Origin of the sequence: Actinomadura sp. GTD37 (genome assembly GCF_041951365.1) — a bacterium.
Classification (GTDB): Bacteria; Actinomycetota; Actinomycetes; order Streptosporangiales; family Streptosporangiaceae; genus Spirillospora.
In genome coordinates, this window is record NZ_JBGNUS010000001.1 from 421,778 (window position 1) to 445,418 (window position 23,641).

The following is a 23,641-nucleotide window of genomic DNA, read 5'->3' on the forward strand; positions in this document are numbered from 1 at the left end:
AATCCGAGGAGTCGCGTCATGGACGCTCCCGAACCCGCCGCCCGTTCGGGCGGCGTGGTCGCCACGCTGGCACTCGCCGGCATCACGGCGGCGGTCATGCAGACACTGGTCACGCCGCTCATCGCGGACCTGCCCAAGATCCTGCACACCTCGCCCTCCAACAGCGCGTGGGTCATCACGGTCACGCTGCTGGTGGGCGCCGTCTGCGTGCCGGTCTTCGGCCGCCTCGGCGACCTGGTGGGCAAGCGCCCCATGCTGCTGGTCTGCGCGGTCCCGCTGATCGCGGGCTCGGTGGTGTGCGCGCTGTCGTCCTCGGTCGTCCCCATGATCGTCGGACGCGGCCTCCAGGGCATGGGCATGGGCATGGTGCCGCTCGGCATCGCCCTGCTGCGCGACGTCGTGCCGCCGGAGAAGCTCAGCTCCTCCATCGCGGTGGTCAGCGCGTCCATGGGCATCGGCGGCGGACTCGGCCTGCCGATCGCCGCGGCGGTCGCCGAGTACGCCAGCTGGCGCGTGCTGTTCTGGGGGTCGGCCGCGCTGGCCGTGACCATCGCGGTGCTGATCTGGCGGCTGATCCCGAACGTGCCCGCCGGGGCCAAGGGGGAGCGCTTCGACGCGCCCGGCGCGGTCGGGCTGGGCATCGGCCTGGTCTGCCTGCTGCTGGCCGTGTCGAAGGGCGCCGACTGGGGCTGGGCGTCCGCCACCACGATCGGCCTGTTCGCAACCGCGATCCTCGTGCTCCTGGCCTGGGGCGCCTGGGAGATCCGCACCAAGCAGCCGATCGTCGACCTGCGCACCACCGCCCGTCCCCGGGTGCTGCTGACCAACCTCGCCTCGATCTTCGTCGGGGTCGGCATGTACGCCTCGATGCTGATCGTCCCGCAGCTGCTGCAGTACCCCTCGGCGACCGGCTACGGCCTGGGCCAGTCGATGCTGGCCGCGGGCCTGTGGATGGCGCCCGCCGGCATCGTGATGATGCTCGTGTCCCCGCTCGGCGGAAAGCTCACCGACATCCGCGGCCCCAAGTTCACCCTCGTCGTGGGCATCCTGGTGGTGGCCGCCGGATACGGCGCGTCCCTCGCGCTCATGGGCGCGGCCTGGGGCCTCATGGTCGGCCTCATGATCATCAACTGCGGGGTCGGGCTCGCCTACGGCGCGATGCCCGCACTGATCATGAGCTCGGTGCCGCTCAGCGAGACCGCCGCCGCCAACGGCTTCAACACCCTCATGCGCTCGCTCGGCACCTCGATCGGCGCGGCCGTCATCGGTGTCGTCCTCGCCCAGATGACCACCGACCTCGGCGGCCACGAGCTGGCGTCCGAGAACGGCTTCCGGGTCGGCCTGCTGATCGGCTGCGGCGTCGCCCTGCTGGCCGGCGCCATCGCGTCCGCCATCCCGGCCGGACGCCGCGCCTCCGGCGTCCACCGCCGGGAGCCCGCGGCCGTCGCGGTGTCCGAGCAGGTCACCAGCGACACCTGAGCCGGCGCACCGGGGCGCCGGGTCAGGGCGGCCGGGGCGGCTTCTCGTGCGGGACGGTCAGGTCGGCGCCGCGCGGCGGCGGATACGGGCGGCTGCCGCGGAAGTCGCCGGCCTGCATCGCCCGGCTGATGTCGCTCGGGCTGACCAGGCCCACGACCTGGCCGCCCGCGCCCAGCACGACGGCGCGGCCGTCGGTGCAGCCGTCCATGCGGGGCAGCAGGTCGGTCAGCGAGTCGTCGGGGTGGGCGGTCGGGACCTGGTCCGGGGGGCACGCGATGTCGGCGAGGCGGAGCGTCGCGCGCTCCTCCGGCGGCGCCGAGCGGACGCGGTTCAACGTCACCAGGCCCGCCAGGCGACCGTCCTCGACCAGCGGATACGTGGAGAACCGGTGGGTGAGGACGACCTCGTCGATGAGGTCCTGCACCGTGCTCCCGGCGTCGGCCACGGCGGGGTCCGGCGTCATCACGTCGCCGACGCGGACGCCGTGCAGGGCCGCGTTGACCCGCGCCTGCTGCTCCTCGGAGCTGGCCGCCCCGACGAGGAAGAGCCCGATCAGGACCAGCCAGAGTCCGCTGAACCCGACGTCGACGACGAACTGGATGAGACCCAGCGCGATCAGGACGAAGCCGAAGACGCGGCCGGCGCGGGCGGCGACGACGGCGGCGGCGGTCCGGTCGCCGCGGCGCCACCACAGGAACGCCCGCAGGACCCGGCCGCCGTCCAGCGGCGCCGCGGGGACCAGGTTGAACACGGCGAGGATCCCGTTGAGGCCCGCCAGGTAGGCGAGCGTCTCCACGCCGAGGCCGGGCCCGGTGGCGGCCGAGGCCAGCACGGCCGCGATCGCGAAGATCCCGCCCACGACCAGGCTGGCGAGCGGCCCGACGACGGCGATGCGCAGGTCCGCGCCCGCGCTCCGCGGCTCCCCGCGCAGCTGGGCGACGCCGCCGAGCAGCCACAGCGTGATGCCGGCGACCTCGATGCCGTTGCGGCGCGCGACGACCGCGTGCGCCAGCTCGTGGACGAGCAGCGACACCAGCAGCAGGACCGCGCTCACGACGCCCGCCACGATGTAGGCCCACATGGCGAAGCCCGGGTACACCGTCGGGAACCTGCCGAACGACAGCCCGAAGACCAGGATCACCACGATCACGAGCACGCTGTAGTTCAGGCCGATCCTGATGCCGGCGATGCTGCCGAGCCGGATCGAATCCCTCATCCGGTCTCCCTCGTCCGCCCTGCTCCACGGCCGACTTCCCCGGCCCCGTCCTCTCGGCCTGCGCACGGGCTACCCGCTGCCCGGACGTCCATGCGGGCGGCGGGCGGCCCCGCGCAAAGAGCGTTCGTGGTGGGTTCGGCCGATGTGCGGGTAGCGCGAGGGCATGGACAGACTGACGCGCGGACTGGTCGCCGGGGCGGCCGGGACCACCGCACTCAACATGGTGACGTATCTCGACATGGCGGTCCGGGGACGTCCGGCCAGCAGCACGCCCGAGCGGAGCGTGGAGAAGATCGCCGACATGACCGGCGTCGAACTCGGCGACGGGGAGAAGGCGGAGAACCGGAAGGCGGGGCTCGGGCCGATGCTCGGCTTCGGCACCGGCCTCGGCGCCGGGCTGGCCTACGGCGTGCTCACCGGGCGGCGCGGCGTTCCGCTGCCGGTCGCGGCCGTACTGCTGACCGCGCTCGCGATGGTCGGGTCGAGCGCGCCGATGACCGCGCTGGGGCTGACGGACCCGCGCGAGTGGTCGGCCACCGACTGGGCCGTCGACGCGGTGCCCCATCTCGCCTACGGAGCCGTCGCCGCCGGCGTGTACGGCGCCCTTCGCTAGGGGCAGGGCCCGGCGAAACCGCCGGTCCGGACGGGTGCCGACGACAGGGCTCCAGGCCGTGCTCACCTGTGAGGGACGTTACGACCGGCCGTAGTACTACAGGTCGTAGTATTACTGACAGGATGTAGTACTACAGCTTGTAGTAGATGAGCCGGAGAGGCGTCTGGAGCCATGGACTCGGTCGACATCGCACGGTGGCAGTTCGGGATCACCACCGTGTACCACTTCTTCTTCGTCCCGCTGACGATCGGGCTGTCCGCGCTGGTCGCCGGCCTGGAGACGGCCTGGCTGCGGACGGGGAAGACCAAGTACCTGCGCGCCACCAAGTTCTGGGGCAAGCTCTTCCTGATCAACTTCGCGATGGGCATCGTCACCGGCCTCGTGCAGGAGTTCCAGTTCGGAATGAACTGGAGTGACTACTCCCGGTTCGTCGGCGACATCTTCGGGGCGCCGCTCGCCATCGAGGGCCTGCTCGCGTTCTTCGTCGAGTCGACCTTCCTCGGCCTGTGGATCTTCGGCTGGGACCGGCTGAACGCCAAGCTCCACAACGCGTGCATCTGGATCGTCCACATCGGGACGCTGCTGTCGGCGTACTTCATCCTCGCCGCCAACTCCTGGATGCAGCACCCCGTCGGCTACCGGATCGACCACGAGTCCGGACGGGCCGTCCTCACCGACTTCTGGGCCGTGCTCACCAACTCGACGCAGCTCGTCGCGTTCCCGCACACGATCACGGCGGCGTTCGTCACCGGCGGCATGTTCATGGCCGGCGTCAGCGCCTGGCACCTCGCCCGCCGCAAGAACGTCGAGGTGTTCCGCCCGTCGCTGAAGCTCGCCCTCGCCGTCACGGCGGTCGCGTCCATCGGCGTCGCCATCAGCGGCGACTTCCAGGGCAAGGTCATGACCGAGCAGCAGCCGATGAAGATGGCCGCCGCCGAGGCCCTCTACAGGACCGAGCAGCCCGCGTCGTTCTCGGTCTTCACCGTCGGGACGCCCGACGGCCGCGAGGAGGTCTTCGGGATCAAGGTGCCGCGCGTCCTGTCCTTCCTGGCCACCGGCACCTTCGACGGCGAGGTCAAGGGCATCGACGACGTCCAGGCCGCCGAGGAGGCGCGCTACGGGCCCGGCGACTACCGGCCGAACATCCCGATCGCCTACTGGAACTTCCGGATCATGGTCGGGGTCGGGATGCTCACCGCGCTCGTCTCCCTCGCCGGGCTGTGGCTGCTGCGGCGCGGGCGGCTGCCGTCCAGCCCCTGGGTGTACCGGGCCGGCATGCTCTCGCTGACGCTCCCGTTCATCGGCAACTCCGCCGGCTGGATCTTCACCGAGATGGGACGGCAGCCCTGGTCGGTGTTCGGCGTGCTGAAGACGTCCGCGAGCGTCTCGCCCGGAGTGCCCGCGACGTCGATGCTCATCTCCGTCGTCTCGCTGACCGCGCTGTACGGCGTCCTCATGGTCATCGAGGGCGGGCTGATGCTGAAGTACGCGAAGGCCGGGCCGCCCACCGAGGACGAGGTGCTGCCGCCGCCGTCCACCGGCTCCGGCGACGACTCCGATCCCGACTCCGACGACGCGCGCTCGCTCGCGTTCGCCTACTGAGGGGGCCGGCCATGGAACTCACCACCGTCTGGTTCATCATCATCGCCTTCCTCTGGACGAGCTACTTCTTCCTGGAGGGATTCGACTTCGGCGTCGGGATGCTGCTGCCCGTCCTCGGCCGCGACGACGTCGAGCGCCGCGTCGTCATCAACACCATCGGCCCCGTCTGGGACGGCAACGAGGTGTGGTTCATCGTCGCCGGCGCCGCCACGTTCGCCGCGTTCCCCGAGTGGTACGCCACCCTGTTCAGCGGCTTCTACCTGCCACTGCTCGCCATCCTGATCGCGCTGATCGTCCGCGGCGTCGCGTTCGAGTACCGCGGCAAGAGGGACGGCGCGCGGTGGCGGGCGCGCTGGGACAAGGCGATCTTCTGGGGCAGCCTGCTGCCCGCGTTCCTGTGGGGCGTCGCGTTCGCGAACATCGTCCGGGGCGTGCCGCTGGACGCCTCGCACGAGTACGCGGGGACGCTCGCCGACCTGCTCAACCCGTACGCGCTGCTCGGCGGGCTCACCACGACGATCCTGTTCGTCCTGCACGGGGCGGTGTTCCTCGCGCTGAAGACGTCCGGCGAGATCCGCTTCCGGGCGCGCCGCCTCGCGAACGTCGCGGTCTTCGCGGCCGTCGCGGCCGGCGGAAGCTTCCTGCTGATCACGCAGCTCCAGCACGGCAAGCCGGTGACCTGGCTGACCGCGGGCGGCGCCGCCGCCGGGCTGCTGCTCGCCGCCGCCGCCAACCGGCGCGGGCGCGAGGGCTGGGCGTTCCTCGGCACCGGCGCCGCCATCGTGCTCGCCGTCGTCACCCTGTTCGCCGCGCTGTTCCCGGACGTCATGCCGTCCACCCTCGGCTCGGGCGGGCTGACCACGCAGAACGCCGCGTCGACCGGCTACACGCTGAAGATCATGACGTGGGTCGCGGTGGTGTTCACCCCGATCGTGATGATCTACCAGGGCTGGACGTACTGGGTGTTCCGCAAGCGGATCGGCACCGCGCACATCCCGGCCGCGAAGAAGCCCGAGCCGGTGCCGTGAAACCCCTCGACCCCCGGCTGCTGAAGTACGCCCGGACGACACGGGTCTTCCTGGTGTCGTCCGTGGCGCTCGGCGCCGCCACCGCCGGGCTGATCATCGCGCAGGCGACGCTGCTCGCCGACATGCTCACGCGGACGTTCCTGGGCGGGGCGTCGCTCGCCGACCTGCGCACTCCCCTCCTGCTCCTGCTCGCCGTCGTCCTCGGCCGGACGCTGGTCGCCTGGCTGCAGGAGGTCTCCGCCCACCGGTCGTCCGCCGCGGTGAAGTCGCAGCTGCGCGGCCGGCTGCTCGCCCGCGCGCTGGGCCTCGGGCCGCGCTGGCTGTCCGGCGAGCGCAGCGGCGAACTCGCCACCCTCGCCACGCGCGGCATCGACGCGCTGGACGACTACTTCTCCCGCTACCTGCCGCAACTCGTCCTCGCGGTGATCGTCCCGGCGGCGGTGGGGCTGCGCATCCTGCTCGGCGACTGGCTGTCGGCCGTGACGATCGCGGCGACGCTGCCGCTCATCCCGGTCTTCGCGATCCTGGTCGGGCTCACCACACAGCGGAAGATGGACCGGCAGTGGCGGACGCTCTCCGTCCTCGCCGCGCACTTCCTCGACGTCGTCGCCGGGCTGCCCACGCTGAAGATCTTCGGCCGGGCGCGGGCCCAGGCCGACCGGATCCGCGAGGTCACCGACCGGCACCGCCGCGCGACCATGTCGACGCTGCGGATCGCGTTCCTGTCGGCCCTCGTGCTGGAACTGCTGTCGACCCTGTCGGTCGCGCTCGTCGCCGTGTCGATCGGATTGCGGCTGGTCGAGGGCGGTCTCGGGCTGGAGACCGCGCTGCTCGTCCTGATCCTCGCACCGGAGGCGTACCTGCCGCTGCGGCAGGTCGGCGCGCAGTACCACGCCAGCGTCGAGGGCCTCACCGCCGCGTCGCGGATCTTCGAGGTGCTCGAGACGCCGCTGCCCGCCTCCGGGACCCGCTCCGACATTCCCGACGTCTCCCACGCGACCCTCCGCCTGGACGGGGTGACGGTCGCCTACGACCGGGGGCCCGCGCTCGACGACTTCTCATTGACCGTCCACCCGGGGGAAACGGTCGCGCTGGCGGGGCCGAGCGGCGCCGGGAAGTCGACCGTGCTGTCGGTTCTGCTCGGGTTCGTCCAGCCCGATTCGGGGCGGGTCCTGGTCGACTGGGACGACCTCGGCGAATTCTCGCTGGACGCGTGGCGCGCCCAGATCGCCTGGGTACCGCAGCGCCCGCACCTCTTCGCCGGGACGGTCGCCGAGAACATCCGCCTGGGGCTCCCCGCCGCGTCCCCGGCCGCGGTGCGGGCCGCCGCCGAGGCCGCGAACGCGCTCTCGTTCATCGAGGCGCTGCCCGCGGGCTTCGACACGCGGCTCGGCGACCGCGGCGCCGGACTGTCGGCGGGCCAGCGGCAGCGCCTCGCCCTGGCCCGCGCCTTCCTCCGCGACGCGCCGCTCCTCCTGCTGGACGAGCCGACCTCGAACCTGGACGTGGAGAGCGAAGCCGCGGTGATCGACGCCGTGGAACGTCTGAAGACCGGCCGGACCGTCCTCCTGGTCGCCCACCGGCCTGCCCTGATGGCGCTGGCCGACCGGGTCGTCTCAGTCGAGCCCGCGGCGGTGACGGCATGAGGCCCCGCAGCGGCGCCGCCGCGCCGGTTTCCCTCATTGATTCACGTGAAACCTCGCAGCCCCCAACCGTCTCGCCTGCCCCGCAGGCGAGGGCCGCACGCGGCCGGGGCCTTGCTTCCGTGGAGGTGGCACGGTGATTCTGCGGCTCATCAAGTTCGCCCGTCCGGCCAGGGGACGGCTGCTGCTCGCCGTCCTGTTCGGGGTCTTGGCCCTCGGCAGTGGGGTCGGGCTCATGGCGACCTCTGCGTGGCTCATCTCTCGTGCAGCGCAGCATCCACCCGTCCTCATTCTGATGGTCGCGATCGTGGCCGTCCGTGCCTTCGGGCTGGGACGCGGTGTGTTCCGCTACGTCGAACGCCTCGTCGGACATGACGCGACCTTCCGCATCCTGGCCGACCTGCGCGCGCGCGTGTACGAACGACTGGAACGGCTCGCACCCGGCGGACTCCCCGCCTTCCGTGGCGGCGACCTACTGAACCGGCTCGTCGCGGACGTCGACGCCGTCCAAGACCTCTTCCTGCGCGTCCTGCTGCCGTGCACGGTCGCCGCCGTCGTCGGTGGGGCCTCGGTAGGGCTCGCGTGGGCGCTGCTCCCATCGGCGGGTGTCGTCCTCCTGCTCGCCCTGCTGCTGGCCGGTGTCGCCGCCCCCTGGCTGTCCTCCGCCATGGCGCGCAGGGCCGAACGCCGGACGACCGACCTGCGCGGTGAACTGACCTCCCACGTCGTCGACATCCTCCAAGGCGCACCCGAACTCATCGCCTACGGCGCGGCCCCCGCCCAGCTCGCCGAGGCCACCCGCCTGGACCGCGACTTCACACGGGCCACCGCCCGTTCCGCCGCCGCCACGGGCATCGGCGCGGCCGTCTCCGCCCTCGCCGGCGGCCTGGCCGTGTGGGGCAGCCTCGCCGTCGGAGTGCCGGCCGTCCGCTCCGGGGCCCTCGACGGAGTGCTGCTCGCGGTGATCGTCCTGCTCCCGCTGGCCGCGTTCGAGGTCGTCGCCGGGCTGCCCCTGGCGGCCCAGTACCTGGAACGGGTCCGGCGCTCCGCCGCGCGGATCTTCGCCGTCCTGGACGCGCCGCCGCCCGTCCAGGACCCGGCCGACCCGGCGCCGCTCCCCGCGTCCCCGTACACGCTCAAGGTCGAGAACCTCCGGGCCCGGTGGACGCCCACCTCCCCCTACGCGCTCGACGGCGTCTCCCTGGACCTGACGCCGGGTCGCCGGTGCGCGATCGTGGGTCCGTCCGGCTCGGGCAAGACGACCTTGACGTCCGTCCTGCTCCGGTTCCTGGAACCCGCGTCCGGCAAGGTGACCCTCAACGGGGTAGGGCTGGACTCGCTGACCGGCGACGACGTCCGCAAGGCCGTCGGCCTGTGCGCCCAGGACGCCCACCTGTTCGACTCGACCATCGGGGCGAACATCCGCTTGGCCCGCCCCACCGCGACCGACGACGAGATCCGCGACGCCCTACGCCGCGCCCGCATCCTCGACTGGGTCGAATCCCTTCCGCATGGGCTCGACACCCACGTCGGTGAGCACGGCGCCCAGGTCTCCGGTGGCCAGCGCCAGCGCATCGCCCTGGCCCGCGCCCTCCTCGCCGACTTCCCGATCGTCCTCCTGGACGAGCCCGCCGAGCACCTCGACATCGCGACCGCCGACGACCTCACCGCCGACCTGCTGGCCGCCACCGAGGGCCGGACGACCCTCCTCGTCACCCACCGCCTCGCCGGCCTGGACGCCGTCGACGAGATCATCGTGCTCGACGAGGGCCGCGTCGCCGACCGCGGAACCCACGCCGACCTCGTCTCCCGGCCGGGCCTCTACCGCTCCCTATGGCAACGCGAACGCACCGCCCATCCGGGCTTCGCGGTAGGTGGACGCCGCCGGCCGTGAAAGCCCTGAAGGCCCTAGGTTCGCGGCCGGAAGGGCCTTCCCCATACACGAACCAGTCCATGACCGGATGGCGATAGACCGCAGGAAATTCTTCGGGGTGGCCGCTGGTGCGGTTGCGGCGTCCGCCCTCCTGACCTCCGGCAGAGGCGCATGCCGAAGCCCCGCGTCGGGCCCCGGAAAGCGACGTCCTCGAATACAAGGGCGACGCACGGAACTGGTTCGACACCTACCGGAACGCCTCCAGCGGCTGTTCCACGATCATCGCGAACTTCGCCGGCCACTCGATGTGGCTCATAATCAACCTGCAAACGGAGGGCTCGTTCGGCATCCCAGGCCCTACCACCAACACCTATTATCGAGCCCGGAACCTCGACGTAGACCGCACCCGCACTTGCCCCGAACACCCCCGATACGAGCATTCCCCATGGACGACGACTGCCCGTTCTGCCTGATCGGCCGTGGCGACATAGACCAAGACATGGTCGCCTTCCGAACCGATCGTGTCTTCGTTTCGATGGCACAAAAACAGCGACCGGCCAACCCCGGACACGTCCTGGTCTGCCCCGTCACGCACGCGACCACCCTGCACACCGTGGAGCCATCACTCTTGGCCGAGGTGTTCAACGTGGTGACCACGCTCACCAGGATCGCTCCAGCGGCATTCGGCGCAGTGGGGACCACCGTCCTGAACAACAACGACGCCCCAGACCAGGTGATCTCTCATCTTCACGTGCACGTCATCCCGCGCTTCGCCGGTGACGACCTGACAATCCCCAACCCCGACAGGTCCCCGACGCCACGGGATTTCCGCGCCCACCTGACCGCGCAATTAAGGCAGGCACTGCTTGGCCGTTGATCTCAACGTCTAAAGCCCAATGCGTCGTGCCCCATTAAGATCGCCGACATGCCGACCGAGCGCACCGGTGCCGACCCGTCCGGCCCACGCTGGCCCCGATACGTCCTGATCGCATTCGTCGTGGAGTCGCTCCTGTTCGGTGCCCTGTGGCCCCGCATGCTCCGCCGCCACTGACCCGCGAAGAGACCGGCCCCGTCCAAGCCGCCTCGGACAGGTAACGCCTGAACTGCCGTCAGGGCTGGTCAGCGAGCGGATGCTCATGCGGAAGCGGCTCGCGGACGTTGCCCAACATGCTCTCCTTGCACGCACCGAACCGGGCGAAGTTCTGACGTGCCCGGGTCAGGCTCAAACGCCCGTTCGGCCCGCCACGGACCACCCCGGCGTCATGCTCGTCCTGCCCGTCGTCCTCCCAGAAACAAACACCGCAGATCTCGTAGTCGCCCCTGCTCGCGAGCGTGAGATAGCCGCAGCAAGGACATGCATACGGCCCGCTGTCCTCAGGCCGATGAATGCTGTGGTTGGAGACAGTGTTGACGTACCCCTCAAACCACTGCGCCCTGCGGGCAAGCTCCTCATCGCTCGCCCCCTCGACTTCGCGCGACATGCGGCAATCATTTCAGCCCGCCCCCAAGAAGCACACCCACCCGACGTCCCGCGCTACCGGCCCCCGCCCAAGAAGACCCGCAGCCACGAGCACCAAGCCACAATTCCGGTCTTGACCTGGGCTCTGCGATGCCGCTGTCACTGCCCTCGGCAAGCCACTCGAAGATGACTACTGGCTGAGTTCTTGCGCCGGTGGATCCCTCCGCAGCGGCTCGCTCGCCGTGCCGAGTTCTCGGCGAGCGGCCTCCATGAACGCGAAGCGGAGTTCGCGCTTGGCCGGCGTGCCCTCTTCGGTGTCCTGGCCCCGGAGCAGCGCATGGAGGGCGAAAGTATAGTCATGCGCCGCCTGCGCGACCGGGGGCGAGCACACGAGTTCCGGAACCTTCTTAGCGAGCCAAAGCGTGTGCAGCCGTTGCCACTTCTCGGAATCCTCAAGCTGCTGTCCCATGGAGAGCCGGTCCAGGCAGAGTTCCACCTGCTGGGCCGCCGAGAGGAACTCCATGAGCGCTTCCTTGCGCTCCGAGCGTTCCGCGTTGGCCTGCTCGAATCGCGCGCGTCGTGCCTCCACACGCGTGGAGAGGTATTGACCGATCAGGGTTCCAGCCGACCCGAGAACCACTCCTGCCAGCGGCAGAATCGTCGTTGACACGCTCATGCCGCTGAGACGGTCGACGCCGATCACCGGTTCCCACTCCCAGAACGAGTGCGCCACCGCATCACTACGGCTCGCGGGATACAGAGGGGAAGTGATCCATCGGTTCACCGAAATCGGTCTCGCCTGCCTGGGCCCTCAATGGACGGGAGGCCGGCGCCCCGATCTACATCGTCTTGAATCCCCGCCCACACCGGCACGGACATCCGCCGCTGGGCGAAAAGAACAAGGTCGAACTGTGCTTCACCCCGGATCGCCTTGGTGGCTTGGCGGCACCGCCCCTGTGGGACGACGAGCCGTGTTCAGGAGGCAGACGGCCCCAATGCGGCGTCCGGGCGCGGGGCACCCGGACGGGGTTCCTTGAGCTCGATGAACACGGTGTGGGTGGCGGTCTGGCCGACATTGCGGCCTTGGTGCTCCTGCGCGTCCAACCAGCGGACCTGTCCCGCCTCCAGGTTGACCGGGACCTCCCGGCCTCCAGCCGAGATCACCCGCTGGAACGAGGACAGGGTCACCATGACGCTGTCCGGATGAGCGTGCAGGTGCGTCGCATCACCCGGCATATCGCGATACTCCAGAACCCGGACACGCTCGTTCTCCCACACGACCCGGTACAACTGCGGGTCGGTGACCACAGCGTCATTCATGGGACTAACGTACCATGACGGGATGGCAGTACCATATGAGTCGACGGGGCGGATCCGGCAGAAGCAGCGCACTCGCGACGCCCTTGTCGAGGCCGCCCGGTCCCTGCTGGAGAGCGGACACACCCCGACCGTGGAACAGTCGGCCGACGCCGCCGGCATCTCCCGCACCACGGCCTACCGCTACTTCCCGAACCAGAGACAGCTCCTCCAGGCCGCGATACCGGCCATCGACCGGCCCAGCCTGCTCGACCAGGACGCACCCGATGACGTCCACGCCCGCCTCGACCTGGTCATCGCCGAGCAGACGGAGATCTTGCGCAACAGGGAGCCGCAACTGCGAGCCGCGCTGCGGCTATCCCTGGATCAGGAACCGCAGACGCCGCGCGACGCCCGCCCAGTGCTGCGGCAAGGCAGGGCCATCGCATGGATCGAGGACGCCCTGGCACCACTGACCGAGTCGCACCCGCACATCGACCGCAGACGACTCGCTATCGCCATTCGCGCCGGCTGCGGAATCGAGGCTTGGGTCTGGATGGTCGATATCGCCGCCGTGTCACGAACGGAGGCCGCAACCCTTATGCGCGAGTCAGCACAAGCGCTACTGGCCGCAGCCCTAGCACAAAACGTCGAACCTTCCCGGTCACAGCACCAGTCCCATGACCGTGCCGGACGGCACCGCGACCGTCCGGTAGCACCGCCCCCATGACCTGAATGCCCAAACGCCCTCATCCGTGATCCGGATGAGGGCGTTTCTGCATGCGGGTTTAGAGGATTGGCCCCCCTGATACCCGCTCACAAAGCCGATCGCGGCCCCACCCGCCCGACCTGGCGACCCGCTGACCTGGGCCTCCTCGCCGATCACACCGCAAGTGACCACGAGTCTCTCTTGATCAGCGCCCCCTCGGGCACGTACGCGGTCCCGGAGGGCGCTGACCTGCGAACGAACGCGTATCTCCGTCGCTGATCCCTGTCGGGTTCCGCGTATGTTCCGGATCTTGCAGGCGACCGACTCTCCCCACCTTCGTGACCTCGTGCCGGGGGCTGATCACGTGCGGCGGCGTTCCCTGGTTGCTGTCCCGGCTGCTGTCAACTACAACGTCCGAGGCACCGGTTCTGTATCACCGATATCTTGTATATGTCTATCTAGAGGTGGAGACCATGGGAACTTGGGACACGAGCCCGTTCGGCAATGACACTGCGGCGGACTTTGCATGTGAACTCGATGATCTGGCTGCGGAGGATCGGCCAGAGGCAATCCGAGAAGCGCTTTTGGCGGCTCTTCGCGAGACAGCCTATCTGGATAGCTTCGAGGGCGTCCCTGCGGTGGCTGCCGCTGCCCTTGTGGCCGCACAGTGCCCGAACGGTCAACCGGTCGATTCGGTCTATGGACCGGAAAAGCCGATACCCCCACTGCCCGCCGATCTACGCCCCTTGGCGGTCAGAGCACTCGATCGAGTTGTCGCCAATAACTCGGAGTTGCGAGACCTTTGGGAGGAGAGCACGGCCATCCAGGAATGGCTGACTGAGGTCAAGCGGCTACGCGAGGTGCTCTCACCTAAGTCCTAGGCGCGCGAAGTGTATAAAACTGGATATGTTGCCAATACGCCGCTCCATATAGGCGGCTGCGCACCAGAATCCGGGCGCCCCATAGCGCATGCCTCGCCCCGCCCCGCCCCGCCCCGCCCCGCCTGAGCTTCCCGTCTGCCGTCGTTCCGCGCTCCGTAACAGACGAACGGACCTGTCCGGAGGGTGCTTCCGCGCGAACGGCGCTCAACCCCTGACAGAGCGGTCCGCGCGGGAGTGCCCTCCGGCTCCAGGAGGGGTCTGGGGAACCACGGGGTTCCCCAGTAGCGCACGCGTAACCAACTCCACGAACCTGCCGTGACATGTGACGATGCCTGGCCACGTTCACGGCCTGGTCCTAATCGCCGAACGGCTTCGACGCCATGACGCGGGCTCGTCCAGGGCGGCGGGCCGCGCCAAAGGCGCGAGCGCCGCCGCCCCTTGATTCCGGAACCGGTGCCGTCACGGTGGCCAAGGCATATCGGCTGCTCAAGGCCATCATGAACACGGCGGTCAGTGACGGCATGATCAAGCGGAACCCCTGCACGGTCAAGGGCGGCGGGGCCGAGAACTCGCCAGAGCGGCCCGTCCTCAGCATCTCCGAAGTGTTCGCCCTAGCTGAGGCGATCGACCGTCGTTACCGGGCGCTCGTCCTGCTCGCGACCTTCGCGAACCTGCGTTGGGGTGAGGCCGTGGCGCTGCGGCGGAAGGACGTCGACCTCAAGGCCGGCACCGTCCGGGTTGAGCGGACGCTGGTGGAGGTGACGGGTAAGCCGCTCCACTTCGGGCCTCCGAAGACTGAGGCGGGCGCGCGGACGCTTCCGATTCCGGCAATCGTGCTCCCTGAGCTGAAAGAGCACGTCAAGGCGTTCGCGCAGGACGGCGACGAGGGGCTTATCTTCGTCGGCGGTAAAGGCGCGCTGCTCCGGCGGGCGAACTTCCGGCGCAACTGGGTGCGGGCCTTGGGCAAGGCGGGGCTCAAGGGTGTGCGCTTCCACGACCTGCGGCACACGGGGAACACTCTTGCCGCGATCGCTGGGGCGACGCTCCCGGAACTCAAGGAGCGCATGGGCCACTCAAGCGACCGCGCGGCCATGATCTACCTGCACGCGACGGACGAGCGGCACCGGGAGATCGCCGACACCTTGAGTGCGATGGCCAAGGCCGAGCTCAAGGGGAAGAAGCGATCGGGCACGCAACGGGCACGAAAGCGGAAGAAGAGATCATGAGACACGAGAGCCCAGGTCGAAACGTAGCTTCTGACCTGGGCTTTTCGGTGGGTGGAGCCTAGGGGATTCGAACCCCTGACACCCGGCTTGCAAAGCCGGTGCTCTACCAACTGAGCTAAGGCCCCGTGTGGGCGGGTCAAAGCTTACCCGTGGTCTGGGGCGGGCGTGGCATCGGCCGGGGCGGGGAGGAGGAGGGCGGGGAGGTCGGCGATGCTGGGGAGGACGTGGGTGGCGCCGGCCGTGCGGAGGCGGTCGCGGGAGTGGGGGCCGGTGAGGACGCCGACGGTGATGGACGCGCCGGCGCGGCGGCCGGAGAGGATGGCGGGCGCGGTGGCGCCGCAGACGGCGATCTGGCGGACGTCGTCCACGCCGAGGTGGAGGGCGGCGGTCAGGACGAGGTCGGGCCACGGGCGGTCGCGGCGGACGTCCTCGGGGCTGAGCGTCAGGTCGGCGCGGTCCCACCAGCCGAGGGTGTCGAGGACGCGGGCCTGCGTGCTGCGGCCGAAGCCGGTGAGCAGGCAGACGCGCACGCCGGAAGCGCGGAGGTGCTTCAGGACGTGGTCGGCCCCGGGCACGGGAAACAGGCCGCGCCGGTCGACGAACTGGTCGTAGGACCGCTCGAACGCCAGGTGCGCGGCCTGGGCGCGGGGCTCGTCGAAGAGCGAGCGGAAAATGCCGATCTTCGATTCGCCGCGCGCGTCGCGGAAGCGGGCGACGGCACGTTCGGACGCCGCCGTGCCGGAGACGATCCCCAAGGTGGCGATCGCCTCGGCGAAGGCGGTTTCGACGGCGTCACCGTCCGCGACGGTGGTCCCGGCGAGATCGATGCAGGCGACGGTGATCGCCGCCGCGTCGGTCACGCCGGGGCCTGTCGCCGGCGTGTCAGCTGTCGGACGACGTGGCCTCGGTCCACAGGTCCAGCTCGGCGCGGTCCTGCTGCATCCGGCGCCAGACGGCGAAACCGCCGAGTGCGACAACGGCAAGAATGAGCAGCTTCTTCACGGTGGGACCCCTTCACCTCGACTATGAAGTCAAAACCCGGGGATGTGCGGATCAGTGTCTGCTTCCCCAGGGTCCTCGAAGCCTAGCAACCGTTGCCGGGCGGTCAGCACCCCGCTCGCCGTTATCGGACTGCGCGTCTGATGGCCCGCGCCTCGCCGGGGCGTCCGGGGCGGCCGCATAATCCGAGGGGACGACCTTCCGGGAGTGCCGATGGCAGAGGACGACTTCCGGCGCTGGGAGCGTGAATTCGACCCGGACGCGCCGGTGGAGGGCAGGTCGGGGAGCCGGGCGCTGGTGCTGGTCGCGGGGATCACCGCCGCGGGGTGCGCCGCGTTGATCGTGCTGGGGGACGTGCCGCTGGGCGCGGCGGGGCTGGTGCTGTCGTCGATCGTCCTGCTGCTGTGGCGGATCGGCATGTGATCGGCCATCATCTCGGGATGGAACTGCGCGGAGCGAACGTCCTGGTGACCGGAGCGACCGGCGGGATCGGGCAGGCACTGGCGAAGGCGCTGGCCGATCGGGGCGGCCGGGTCGTGCTGACGGGCCGGCGGGCGGACGTCCTGGAGCCGCTGGCGGACCGGCTCGGCGGCCGGGCCATCGTCGCCGACCTGGCCGATCATGAGGCGGCGGAGAAGCTGCTGGACGAGGCCGGACGGGTGGACGTGCTGGTCGCGAACGCGGCACTGCCGGCGTCCGGGCTGCTGAGCGAGTACTCGATCACCGACATCAACCGGACGCTGGACGTCAACCTGCGCGCGCCGATCGTGATGGCGAAGCTCGCCGCGGCGCAGATGGCCGATCGTGGCCGCGGGCATCTGGTGTTCGTGTCGTCGCTGTCCGGGAAGACGGCGTCCGGTCATGCGTCGCTGTACAACGCGACAAAGTTCGGTATGCGTGGATTCGCCCTGGCTCTGCGGGAGGATCTGCGTCCGCACGGCATCGGCGTGTCGACCATTTTCCCCGGGTTCATCCGGGACGCCGGGATGTTCGCGGACGCCGGCGTGTCCCTGCCGAAGGGGGTGGGGACGCGGTCGCCGCGGGACGTCGCGCGCGCGACCGTGCGGGCCATCGAGCGGAACGTCGCGGAGATCGACGTCGCGCCGCTCGGGCTGCGGCTCGGCGCCAGAATCGGCGGCGTCGCGCCCGTCCTGTCGGCGGCCGTGCAGCGGCGCGCGGGCGGGCAGCGCGTCGCGGAGGGGCTCGCGGACGGGCAGCGCGACAAGCGTTAGCCGACGTCCGTCTCGGCGGTGGGCATGGAGGACGGACGTCCGTGACTCGGTCGCCTGGTGATCGGTTCGAGAGGTTCCGTGCGCCGGGGAGGTCACCGAGGCGCGATGGCCTCCGGAGTTCCCATCTGTACAAGACGTGTGCGCGGGCCATAGCGATGATGGGCCCATGACGCAGCTCAGCGGTACTGACCGTCCGCCGCAGGCCCTGCCCGTCTTCCGTGACCTGGGCGCCGCGGTCTGTTTTCGCTAGGAGATATCGATGACCGTTCGCCGTGTCGTACCCAACATCAAGACGGAGGCTCTGCAGGAGAGCGGGGAGTTCTATGGGCTGCTGGGCTTCCAGGAGGTCATGAACCACGGTTGGATCGTGACACTCGCCTCGCCGTCGATTCCCGCCGCGCAGGTCAGCCTCATGTCCGACGACAAAACCGGACCGGTCGTCCCTGACATGAGCGTGGAAGTGGACGATGTGGACGCGGCCTATGCGGCCATGCGGCAGAGCGGTGCGGAGATCGTGCACCCCTTGCAGGACGAGGAGTGGGGAGTGCGCCGGTTCTTCGTCCGCGACCCCAACGGCCGGGTGGTCAACGTGCTGAGCCACCCCTAAGTTCTGCTCTGCGGACGCCGGTGGGTGGCGACAAAAGTGGATGCAGCGGCGATAATCCGGACGTGTCCCGCTTGATCAGCGGGACGGCCAGGCGCAGCGTCCGGCCGCACCCCGCCTGCCGTGTGCGCCCCCTCGCGAGGGAGGTCTGCGCATGTGGACGGGCAGGACGATCGTCATCGGGGCGGCGGCCGCGACCGTGCTGCCGCTCATGGCGGTTCCCGCGCGTGCGGCGGACCCCGCGGACGCGACGGTGGTGCCGGTCCAGGTCACCGGCGACCCCGCCAGGCGCTTCAACCTGGTGGTGCTGGGGGACGGCTACACGGCGGCGGACATGCCGAAGTTCCGCACCCATCTCGCCAAGCACCTGAACGACCTGTGGACGATCGAGCCGTTCAAGTCGTACCGCAGTTACGTCAACGTGTACGCGGTGGAGATCCCGTCCAGTGAGTCGGGGGTGAGCTGTGACCCGGCACTGTCGTCGCCGCGCCGGACGACACCATTGCACATGGCGTTCTGGAGCGGATGCAGGGAGGACGGCATCCAGCGTCTTCTCGTCATGGACTCTGCGGCGGCCAAGACGTACGCGGATCTCGTCCAAGGGACGACACAGGGGAACCGGCAGATCCTTGCGCTCGCCAACAGCGACACCTACGGCGGTGCAGGCGGGGCCTACGCGACGGCCTCCGGCGGCAACGCGATGTCCGCTCTCATAGCTCCGCACGAACTCGGGCACTCGCTGGGTGGGTTGAACGACGAGTACGACTACTACCAGCGAGGCGTCCCCGGCGGGACGTACACCGGTCCTGAGCCCGACTCCATCCACCACACGCTGCTGACCGAGCAGGAGATAAGGACGCAGAAGAAGAAGTGGTGGCGGTGGCTCGGTGAACGGAGCGAGTCCGGAGGCACCATTGGACGCTACGAGGGTGGCCTCTACTCCAGTAAGGGCGTCTGGAGGCCGAGCCGGCACTCGATGATGAAAACGCTCGGCTATTACTACGACCAGGTCGCGCGTGAGCGGATGACTGAGCGGATCTCCGGCAAGGTCAACCTCGTCCAAGCGCACACGCCCACGGACACTCCGGTGGACGGGAAGACCGTGGGGAAGGGTTCCAACCTCGACCTACCCAAGCTGCACCTCAAGAAGGGCGTGCACACCGTACGGGTGACGGTCGCCGACTCCACCGATTTCGTCCGGGATCCAGCCATACGCTCGTCGGCCGCACTCACCCAGGCTCGCACATGGACGGTGGACACCAGCCTGAAGACACCTGGGGCTCCAACGCCAGTCGATTTCGCTTCATCCACCCCGACCGACAAGCCGGTGGGGGCCGAATCCGTCGTGTATGTGGAAACGACCCACCCGGCATGGTCCGCGCCCAAGGTGCGCTGGGAACTCGACGGGCGGCAGGTAAGCGGCGGTGACCGAGACATCGATCTCGGACGGTTCCGCTTGTCCACAGGCACGCACACGCTGACCGCACAGGTCGGTTCCCAGCGCCGCGCGTGGACGATCGACGCGGAACGTCCGACAGTGGCATACGAGTTGTCCCAGGCTGCGGAGAGCCGGGTTCGCGCTGGGCACACGTCCGAGTTCGTCTTCGACGGCCCCTTCACGATGCGGCTGACCGGCACGGACGACCGTCCCGGCGTGGTGGTCTCGGAGTTCCGTGTGGACGGCGACGGCTGGTTCAACTACTTCGGCTGGCCCACCGACTCGTCCGCCCCCTGGCTCTTCACCGAGAACGGCACGGTCATCGACAGCCTCGCCTACGGCGAGCTCGGCAAGGGCCGCCACACCATCGAGTACCGCGCCACCGACCCGTCCGGCAACACCGGCACGCCGCAACGCTTCATCGTCACCCTCCGCTGAACCGCGGGCGTCGGGCGTCGATCATCCCGAGGCCGGTTCGGCGGCGGCCTTCGCGCCCCCCTCCTGCGCCTCCTCGGCGCCGGCCGAGGTCGGTGACGGGGAGCGGCGCGCGGTCGCGAGGACGGACCCGCCCAGGATGAGCGCGAACGAGGCGATGATCGTTCCGGTGAGGGGCTCGCCGAGGAAGACGACGCCGGCGGCGACCGCGACGGCGGGGTTGACGTAGGTGAACACCATCCCGCGGGACGTGCCGACCTCCCGGATCAGTTCGAAGAACACGATGAAGGCCAGCGCAGTGCAGACGAGGCCGAGCCCGATGAGCGCGGCGAGGACCTGCCCGCTCGGCATCGCGTCCGGCCACGTGGCGATCGCGGGACCGGTGTAGACGAGCGCGGCGATGGCCAGCGCGAACGCGGACATGTGCAGGCTCGGCAGGTCCTGGAGGCTCCGCGTGGCGATCATCGGGGCGATGGCGTAGCCGAGCGCGACCAGCAGGACCTCGCAGATCGCCCACGTGCTGCCGCCGCCGAGGTGCGGGCCGGCGAGCACGCCGACGCCGGCCAGGCCGACCAGCAGGCCCGCCCAGCGCACCGGGCCGAGCCGCTCGGCGTCGCCGGTGAGCCGCGCCAGCACCACCCCCACGATGGGGACGGCGGCGATCAGCAGCCCGGTCATCGAGCTGGTCAGCCGGTTCTCCGCGTCCGACAGCAGCGCCCACGGGCCGAGGATCTCCACGGCGGTGAACGCCAGCAGCGGACGCCAATGCCGCCGGACCACGTCCAGCTGCCCGGACCGGATCACCAGCGGCAGCAGGACCAGGGCGCCGAGCGCCGTCCGCGTGAACACCACCATGGGCACCGAGACGCTCTCGACCGCCACTTTGATCATCAGGTAGGGGATGCCCCACAGCACGCTCATCAGCGCGAACAGGATCCAGCCACGACGACTCACCTACGACCTCCGTTCCCCGTCCGCACCGTTGGCCGGGCGCCGCCCGGTCCGCGGTGTTCCACCGGCCGGGCGTGCGCGCCGCCTCAGCCGGGCACCCGTGCCACCTCACCGTCGCGCCCGTGCCGCCTCGACCGCCCTGATGGCTCCGGCACCAACGTCGGCGGCGCGGTCTCCGGGCCCGGCCCTGATCAGCGCTGGAGCCCCGGTCCTCGATCGACACCGGAGCTGCGGCCCCGTTATGGCGGACTTTGTCAGGATGCGGGACGGCGGGCCGCGCCGTCTTGAACGCTGTTGCGGTACGCGCCCGGCGTGACGCCGAGGACGCGGCGGAACCAGCGGGTGAGGTGCGCCTGGTCGGCGAACCCGACGAGCGTCGCAGCCTCGGCCGGACGGTGCCCGGCCTCCAGCAGCGTGCGCGCGCGTGTCACCCGGTGCTGGGCGAGCCACGCGTACGGCGGCATGCCCACCGCGGCACGGAAGGCGCGCAGCAGCTGGTAGCGGGAGAGTTCCAGGTCGGCGGCCATCTCGGCGAGCGTCGGCGGGGCGGTCAGCTCGTCCGAGAGGCGGGCCGCGACCTGGCGCGCGATCCGGTCGGCGTCGGGCCGCAGGCGCCGCGGCGCCGGGCTCCGCCCGTGCAGCGCGTGCCGCCGGACGAGTGCGCCGAGCACTCCGAGCAGCCGGGACTCTCCTTCCAGGGGGTCTTCGCCGAGCCGGAGGGCACGATGGGCCTGCCGCAGCGCCTCACCGAGCCGGACGTCGTCGATGATCGGGTCGCGGAAGTGGGGTTCCGCCGGGACCGGGCCGGGCTCGGTGGTCGTCGCGGCGCCCAGCAGCCCGGCGCCCGGGTAGAGGCACAGGTAGGCGAACCCTTCCGGACGTGCGGGACCGCCGGTGTGCGCCTCCCCCGGCTCGATCACGACGACGCTTCCGGCCGCCGAGTAGATCTTCTCGCCCCGGTAGCGCATCGTCTCCAGGCCGTCGACCGTCACCCCGATGGCGTATTCGTCATGGGTGTGCGGCGCGTAGTGCCGGCTGCCGATCCGGGCCGTCAGCAGGTCGAGCGGCGCGCCCTGGATTCCGCCGACGCGGGTCCAGAGGGTCTGGTCGGCGGTCGGCGCGCCACCGCGAACGGGGCCGGCGCCGCCGGGCCGCCTCCGGTCAGGCCGAGAAGACGTGCCGGAGCCGCCATCGGTCGGCGTCACGGCCGAGCTCCGCGACGGCCACGCCCTCGGCGCCGGTGATCCGCACCCGGTAGACCCTGCCCTCGTGGGCCGTCCCGTAGGTTTTCAGCACCTCGTCCACCGCGTAGCGCGCGCCCCGCCACTCGTACGCGGTGAGCCGTCCCGACGGGTCGTGCTCCGTCCGGACCGGCTCGTTCAGCAAGTGCCCCATGCCGGGAGCGTAGCACGCGTTCGAACTGGTGTTCGCAGGTCGGAGAGGTTCTCACCCCCCTCGGCCCCGGCCATCGTACGCACGCGGACACCCGCCCCGCCGGGCGCGGCGCGGCGCTCGACGCCGATTCGGCGGCGGGCCGGGACACGGAGGCCATGCACACGGCAACAGGCGGCCTTCCGGCTCCCATCCCCATGGCCCGCGACCCGGCCGCCGCGCCGGGCGTGTTCGCCGGGGAGCGGCCGGCCGGAGCCGGTTGGGGCCGATCCGCCTCGGTGCGCCGTGACGAGCGGGCCCCGAAGGCGTTCATCCACAGGCTGTGGGCAACCGTCGCACACATCTCTTCGTCCTCCGCAGCAGGCGGTTCGGAGGTCCCGTCCACAGACGGATCCCCAGAACAGCCGGGCTTTCGACAGTTTGTACGACGCGTTGGGCGCCGTCCTCTCCATCGTCCGCACACCGGCGGCGCGATGCACAGAATCCACAACCTGTGGATAACTTCCGTGCACAACCTGGGTACGACCGGCCGACTCCGCGTCCACCATTCTTCCCCAGGTCGCCCCCAACCCGCGCGACCAGTTATCCACGTCGTGGAAAAGCCCGTGACCAGGGAAAAGAACCGCTCCCGGCCACCATGACCCACACCCCGTTCACAGGCTGTGGGCGAACACTCTCCACAGCCTTGCCTCAGCGGTGGACAACGTTGCCCACCGGCCATCCCCAACCGCGTCCCCAGCCGGCCACCCCTCGACCGCGAGGCGTTCAGGCGGAGAGGGCGTCCTCCAGGTCGTCGAGGCGCCGCAGATCATCGGCATGGGCGGACGGGTCGATCCCTGTGACGCCGCGGGCTTCGCCGATGAGGCTGCGAGCGCGGTCCCACTCCCGCATGTGGACGGCGGCATCGGCGCGCAGGACCAGCGCCCTGAGACGTTCGGAGGGGGTCAGGGGCTCGTCGGACGCCAGCAGGCGATCGAGGATCCGTGCGGCGGCCGGGGCGTCCCCCTTCGAGTCGCCGCCCAGGAGCTCGGCCATGTGGAGGGCCTTGGCCACGTTCCCCGCCGGGATCGGCGCGTGCACCATCTCGTCCGCGATGGGTTGGCCGATGCGCAGTTGGAGGCCGTCCGGGTCGCTGAGGAGGAACTGCCGCACTCCGTACGACATGTCGCGCAGTGCACTGATCCTGGGGAGCCCACGCGCGGGGACCCGGCCTAGCGCCTGCTTCAGCCCGCCGCGAAACGACTCGTACAGGTCGTCCACACCCGTGGTGGCGATGTAGCACATGTTCATGGACGCGGCAGGGTCGTGCTTCCGCCACCCGAAGAAGTGCAACTCGACATCACCGCGCCGGACGCCGAGGTAGGGATTGGGACGCGTCTGCCAGGCCGTCTGCTCGAACCCGAGAGCCGCGTAGAACTCCCAGGCCGCGTCGATCGAACGGCACGGAAAGATCGGAATCGCCTTCTCGCTCATGCCCGGAGCGTAGGTCCGGCCGAGGCAGATAGTCAAGTTTGATTAGAGAACCCTGTACCGTGGCATCCACGCACGGAGAGCCCCGGGCGTGG

Annotated in this window: 25 protein-coding genes and 1 tRNA gene; 15 read left to right on the forward strand and 11 right to left on the reverse strand. The window is 70.2% G+C overall.

Annotated features, from left to right (window positions below; genetic code table 11):
* The first annotated feature begins 18 nt into the window (after positions 1-18).
* On the forward strand, positions 19-1,479 hold the full coding sequence (locus ACA511_RS02080; protein WP_375022283.1) for an MFS transporter: 1,461 nt from the start codon (positions 19-21) through the stop codon (positions 1,477-1,479).
* A 22-nt stretch (positions 1,480-1,501) separates the two neighbouring features.
* Here ACA511_RS02080 and ACA511_RS02085 read toward each other — a convergent pair whose 3' ends face one another.
* Positions 1,502-2,695, reverse strand: a complete 1,194-nt coding sequence (locus tag ACA511_RS02085; RefSeq protein WP_375022284.1) for a site-2 protease family protein — start codon at positions 2,693-2,695, stop codon at positions 1,502-1,504.
* Positions 2,696-2,858: 163 nt separating this feature from the next.
* Between ACA511_RS02085 and ACA511_RS02090 the strand changes: the two genes are divergently transcribed.
* From ACA511_RS02090 to ACA511_RS02120, 7 genes are all read left to right on the forward strand, one after another.
* Positions 2,859-3,308 carry a hypothetical protein gene (locus ACA511_RS02090; protein ID WP_375022285.1) on the forward strand — a complete coding sequence of 150 codons (450 nt, stop codon included), beginning with the start codon at positions 2,859-2,861 and terminating at the stop codon, positions 3,306-3,308.
* A gap of 171 nt (positions 3,309-3,479) precedes the next feature.
* The gene (locus ACA511_RS02095; protein ID WP_375022286.1) at positions 3,480-4,910 is read left to right on the forward strand and encodes a cytochrome ubiquinol oxidase subunit I; all 1,431 of its coding nucleotides are present in this window, start codon (positions 3,480-3,482) and stop codon (positions 4,908-4,910) included.
* Positions 4,911-4,921: 11 nt separating this feature from the next.
* Positions 4,922-5,938: a cytochrome d ubiquinol oxidase subunit II gene (cydB, locus tag ACA511_RS02100; protein WP_375022287.1), complete on the forward strand. Its 1,017-nt coding sequence runs from the start codon at positions 4,922-4,924 to the stop codon at positions 5,936-5,938.
* The gene (gene cydD / locus ACA511_RS02105) at positions 5,935-7,584 is read left to right on the forward strand and encodes a thiol reductant ABC exporter subunit CydD (RefSeq protein WP_375022288.1); all 1,650 of its coding nucleotides are present in this window, start codon (positions 5,935-5,937) and stop codon (positions 7,582-7,584) included. The genes cydB and cydD overlap by 4 nt, the downstream gene beginning before the upstream one ends.
* Before the next feature lie 133 nt (positions 7,585-7,717).
* Positions 7,718-9,475, forward strand: a complete 1,758-nt coding sequence (cydC, locus tag ACA511_RS02110) for a thiol reductant ABC exporter subunit CydC (protein WP_375022289.1) — start codon at positions 7,718-7,720, stop codon at positions 9,473-9,475.
* 424 nt (positions 9,476-9,899) lie between these two features.
* Positions 9,900-10,331: an HIT family protein gene (locus tag ACA511_RS02115; RefSeq protein ID WP_375022290.1), complete on the forward strand. Its 432-nt coding sequence runs from the start codon at positions 9,900-9,902 to the stop codon at positions 10,329-10,331.
* A gap of 48 nt (positions 10,332-10,379) precedes the next feature.
* On the forward strand, positions 10,380-10,505 hold the full coding sequence (locus ACA511_RS02120; protein WP_375022291.1) for a hypothetical protein: 126 nt from the start codon (positions 10,380-10,382) through the stop codon (positions 10,503-10,505).
* Between the two features lie 58 nt (positions 10,506-10,563).
* On the opposite strand, the gene ACA511_RS02125 is transcribed toward ACA511_RS02120, so the two are convergent.
* The 3 genes from ACA511_RS02125 to ACA511_RS02135 form a co-directional block, all read right to left on the reverse strand.
* The gene (locus ACA511_RS02125; protein ID WP_375022292.1) at positions 10,564-10,935 is read right to left on the reverse strand and encodes a CPCC family cysteine-rich protein; all 372 of its coding nucleotides are present in this window, start codon (positions 10,933-10,935) and stop codon (positions 10,564-10,566) included.
* A 168-nt stretch (positions 10,936-11,103) separates the two neighbouring features.
* Positions 11,104-11,616, reverse strand: coding sequence for a hypothetical protein (locus ACA511_RS02130; RefSeq protein WP_375022293.1), 513 nt, complete (start codon positions 11,614-11,616; stop codon positions 11,104-11,106).
* Between the two features lie 272 nt (positions 11,617-11,888).
* Positions 11,889-12,233, reverse strand: coding sequence for a hypothetical protein (locus tag ACA511_RS02135; protein ID WP_375022294.1), 345 nt, complete (start codon positions 12,231-12,233; stop codon positions 11,889-11,891).
* 22 nt (positions 12,234-12,255) lie between these two features.
* On the opposite strand from ACA511_RS02135, the gene ACA511_RS02140 reads away from it, so the two are divergent.
* The 3 genes from ACA511_RS02140 to ACA511_RS02150 all read left to right on the forward strand — a co-directional run bounded on the left by ACA511_RS02140 (position 12,256) and on the right by ACA511_RS02150 (position 15,025).
* The gene (locus ACA511_RS02140; protein ID WP_375022295.1) at positions 12,256-12,939 is read left to right on the forward strand and encodes a TetR/AcrR family transcriptional regulator; all 684 of its coding nucleotides are present in this window, start codon (positions 12,256-12,258) and stop codon (positions 12,937-12,939) included.
* Between the two features lie 452 nt (positions 12,940-13,391).
* The gene (locus tag ACA511_RS02145) at positions 13,392-13,799 is read left to right on the forward strand and encodes a DUF4259 domain-containing protein (RefSeq protein ID WP_375022296.1); all 408 of its coding nucleotides are present in this window, start codon (positions 13,392-13,394) and stop codon (positions 13,797-13,799) included.
* Positions 13,800-14,263: 464 nt separating this feature from the next.
* Positions 14,264-15,025 carry a tyrosine-type recombinase/integrase gene (locus ACA511_RS02150; protein WP_375022297.1) on the forward strand — a complete coding sequence of 254 codons (762 nt, stop codon included), beginning with the start codon at positions 14,264-14,266 and terminating at the stop codon, positions 15,023-15,025.
* Positions 15,026-15,077: 52 nt separating this feature from the next.
* On the opposite strand, the gene ACA511_RS02155 is transcribed toward ACA511_RS02150, so the two are convergent.
* The 3 genes from ACA511_RS02155 to ACA511_RS02165 all read right to left on the reverse strand — a co-directional run bounded on the left by ACA511_RS02155 (position 15,078) and on the right by ACA511_RS02165 (position 16,027).
* Positions 15,078-15,150 (reverse strand) — tRNA-Ala (locus ACA511_RS02155).
* Positions 15,151-15,168: 18 nt separating this feature from the next.
* On the reverse strand, positions 15,169-15,885 hold the full coding sequence (locus tag ACA511_RS02160; RefSeq protein WP_375022298.1) for an HAD family hydrolase: 717 nt from the start codon (positions 15,883-15,885) through the stop codon (positions 15,169-15,171).
* A gap of 22 nt (positions 15,886-15,907) precedes the next feature.
* Positions 15,908-16,027: a DLW-39 family protein gene (locus ACA511_RS02165; protein WP_217711122.1), complete on the reverse strand. Its 120-nt coding sequence runs from the start codon at positions 16,025-16,027 to the stop codon at positions 15,908-15,910.
* A 210-nt stretch (positions 16,028-16,237) separates the two neighbouring features.
* Between ACA511_RS02165 and ACA511_RS02170 the strand changes: the two genes are divergently transcribed.
* The 4 genes from ACA511_RS02170 to ACA511_RS02185 all read left to right on the forward strand — a co-directional run bounded on the left by ACA511_RS02170 (position 16,238) and on the right by ACA511_RS02185 (position 19,736).
* Positions 16,238-16,447 (forward strand): hypothetical protein, encoded by a 210-nt coding sequence (locus tag ACA511_RS02170; protein ID WP_375022299.1) that lies wholly within the window; start codon positions 16,238-16,240, stop codon positions 16,445-16,447.
* 17 nt (positions 16,448-16,464) lie between these two features.
* Positions 16,465-17,256 carry an SDR family NAD(P)-dependent oxidoreductase gene (locus tag ACA511_RS02175; protein WP_375022300.1) on the forward strand — a complete coding sequence of 264 codons (792 nt, stop codon included), beginning with the start codon at positions 16,465-16,467 and terminating at the stop codon, positions 17,254-17,256.
* Between the two features lie 259 nt (positions 17,257-17,515).
* Positions 17,516-17,863, forward strand: coding sequence for a VOC family protein (locus tag ACA511_RS02180; RefSeq protein WP_375022301.1), 348 nt, complete (start codon positions 17,516-17,518; stop codon positions 17,861-17,863).
* Positions 17,864-18,014: 151 nt separating this feature from the next.
* A complete protein-coding gene (locus ACA511_RS02185; protein ID WP_375022302.1) occupies positions 18,015-19,736 on the forward strand; it encodes a M64 family metallopeptidase in 1,722 nt (573 codons plus the stop codon).
* Positions 19,737-19,757: 21 nt separating this feature from the next.
* Here the strand turns inward: ACA511_RS02185 and ACA511_RS02190 are convergent, their stop codons facing one another.
* The 4 genes from ACA511_RS02190 to ACA511_RS02205 form a co-directional block, all read right to left on the reverse strand.
* Positions 19,758-20,687 carry a DMT family transporter gene (locus ACA511_RS02190; protein WP_375022303.1) on the reverse strand — a complete coding sequence of 310 codons (930 nt, stop codon included), beginning with the start codon at positions 20,685-20,687 and terminating at the stop codon, positions 19,758-19,760.
* Positions 20,688-20,938: 251 nt separating this feature from the next.
* Positions 20,939-21,889 (reverse strand): helix-turn-helix domain-containing protein, encoded by a 951-nt coding sequence (locus ACA511_RS02195; protein ID WP_375022305.1) that lies wholly within the window; start codon positions 21,887-21,889, stop codon positions 20,939-20,941.
* Positions 21,846-22,079 (reverse strand): hypothetical protein, encoded by a 234-nt coding sequence (locus tag ACA511_RS02200; RefSeq protein ID WP_375022306.1) that lies wholly within the window; start codon positions 22,077-22,079, stop codon positions 21,846-21,848. The genes ACA511_RS02195 and ACA511_RS02200 overlap by 44 nt, the downstream gene beginning before the upstream one ends.
* Positions 22,080-22,841: 762 nt before the next feature.
* Complete coding sequence (locus ACA511_RS02205; protein WP_375022307.1) at positions 22,842-23,549, reverse strand: bleomycin resistance protein; 708 nt, start codon at positions 23,547-23,549, stop codon at positions 22,842-22,844.
* Positions 23,550-23,641: the final 92 nt, after the last annotated feature.

Bases quoted from the DNA above. Each gene is read 5' to 3' on its own strand.
- ACA511_RS02205 (WP_375022307.1), bottom strand. From the start codon at position 23,549: ATGAGCGAGAAGGCGATTCCGATCTTTCCGTGCCGTTCGATCGACGCG.
- ACA511_RS02085 (WP_375022284.1), bottom strand. From the start codon at position 2,695: ATGAGGGATTCGATCCGGCTCGGCAGCATCGCCGGCATCAGGATCGGC.
- ACA511_RS02180 (WP_375022301.1), top strand. From the start codon at position 17,516: ATGACCGTTCGCCGTGTCGTACCCAACATCAAGACGGAGGCTCTGCAG.
- ACA511_RS02090 (WP_375022285.1), top strand. From the start codon at position 2,859: ATGGACAGACTGACGCGCGGACTGGTCGCCGGGGCGGCCGGGACCACC.
- ACA511_RS02135 (WP_375022294.1), bottom strand. From the start codon at position 12,233: ATGAATGACGCTGTGGTCACCGACCCGCAGTTGTACCGGGTCGTGTGG.
- ACA511_RS02125 (WP_375022292.1), bottom strand. From the start codon at position 10,935: ATGTCGCGCGAAGTCGAGGGGGCGAGCGATGAGGAGCTTGCCCGCAGG.
- ACA511_RS02175 (WP_375022300.1), top strand. From the start codon at position 16,465: ATGGAACTGCGCGGAGCGAACGTCCTGGTGACCGGAGCGACCGGCGGG.
- ACA511_RS02200 (WP_375022306.1), bottom strand. From the start codon at position 22,079: ATGGGGCACTTGCTGAACGAGCCGGTCCGGACGGAGCACGACCCGTCG.
- cydB (WP_375022287.1), top strand. From the start codon at position 4,922: ATGGAACTCACCACCGTCTGGTTCATCATCATCGCCTTCCTCTGGACG.
- ACA511_RS02185 (WP_375022302.1), top strand. From the start codon at position 18,015: ATGTGGACGGGCAGGACGATCGTCATCGGGGCGGCGGCCGCGACCGTG.
- ACA511_RS02095 (WP_375022286.1), top strand. From the start codon at position 3,480: ATGGACTCGGTCGACATCGCACGGTGGCAGTTCGGGATCACCACCGTG.
- ACA511_RS02080 (WP_375022283.1), top strand. From the start codon at position 19: ATGGACGCTCCCGAACCCGCCGCCCGTTCGGGCGGCGTGGTCGCCACG.
- ACA511_RS02115 (WP_375022290.1), top strand. From the start codon at position 9,900: ATGGACGACGACTGCCCGTTCTGCCTGATCGGCCGTGGCGACATAGAC.
- ACA511_RS02120 (WP_375022291.1), top strand. From the start codon at position 10,380: ATGCCGACCGAGCGCACCGGTGCCGACCCGTCCGGCCCACGCTGGCCC.
- ACA511_RS02145 (WP_375022296.1), top strand. From the start codon at position 13,392: ATGGGAACTTGGGACACGAGCCCGTTCGGCAATGACACTGCGGCGGAC.
- ACA511_RS02170 (WP_375022299.1), top strand. From the start codon at position 16,238: ATGGCAGAGGACGACTTCCGGCGCTGGGAGCGTGAATTCGACCCGGAC.
- ACA511_RS02140 (WP_375022295.1), top strand. From the start codon at position 12,256: ATGGCAGTACCATATGAGTCGACGGGGCGGATCCGGCAGAAGCAGCGC.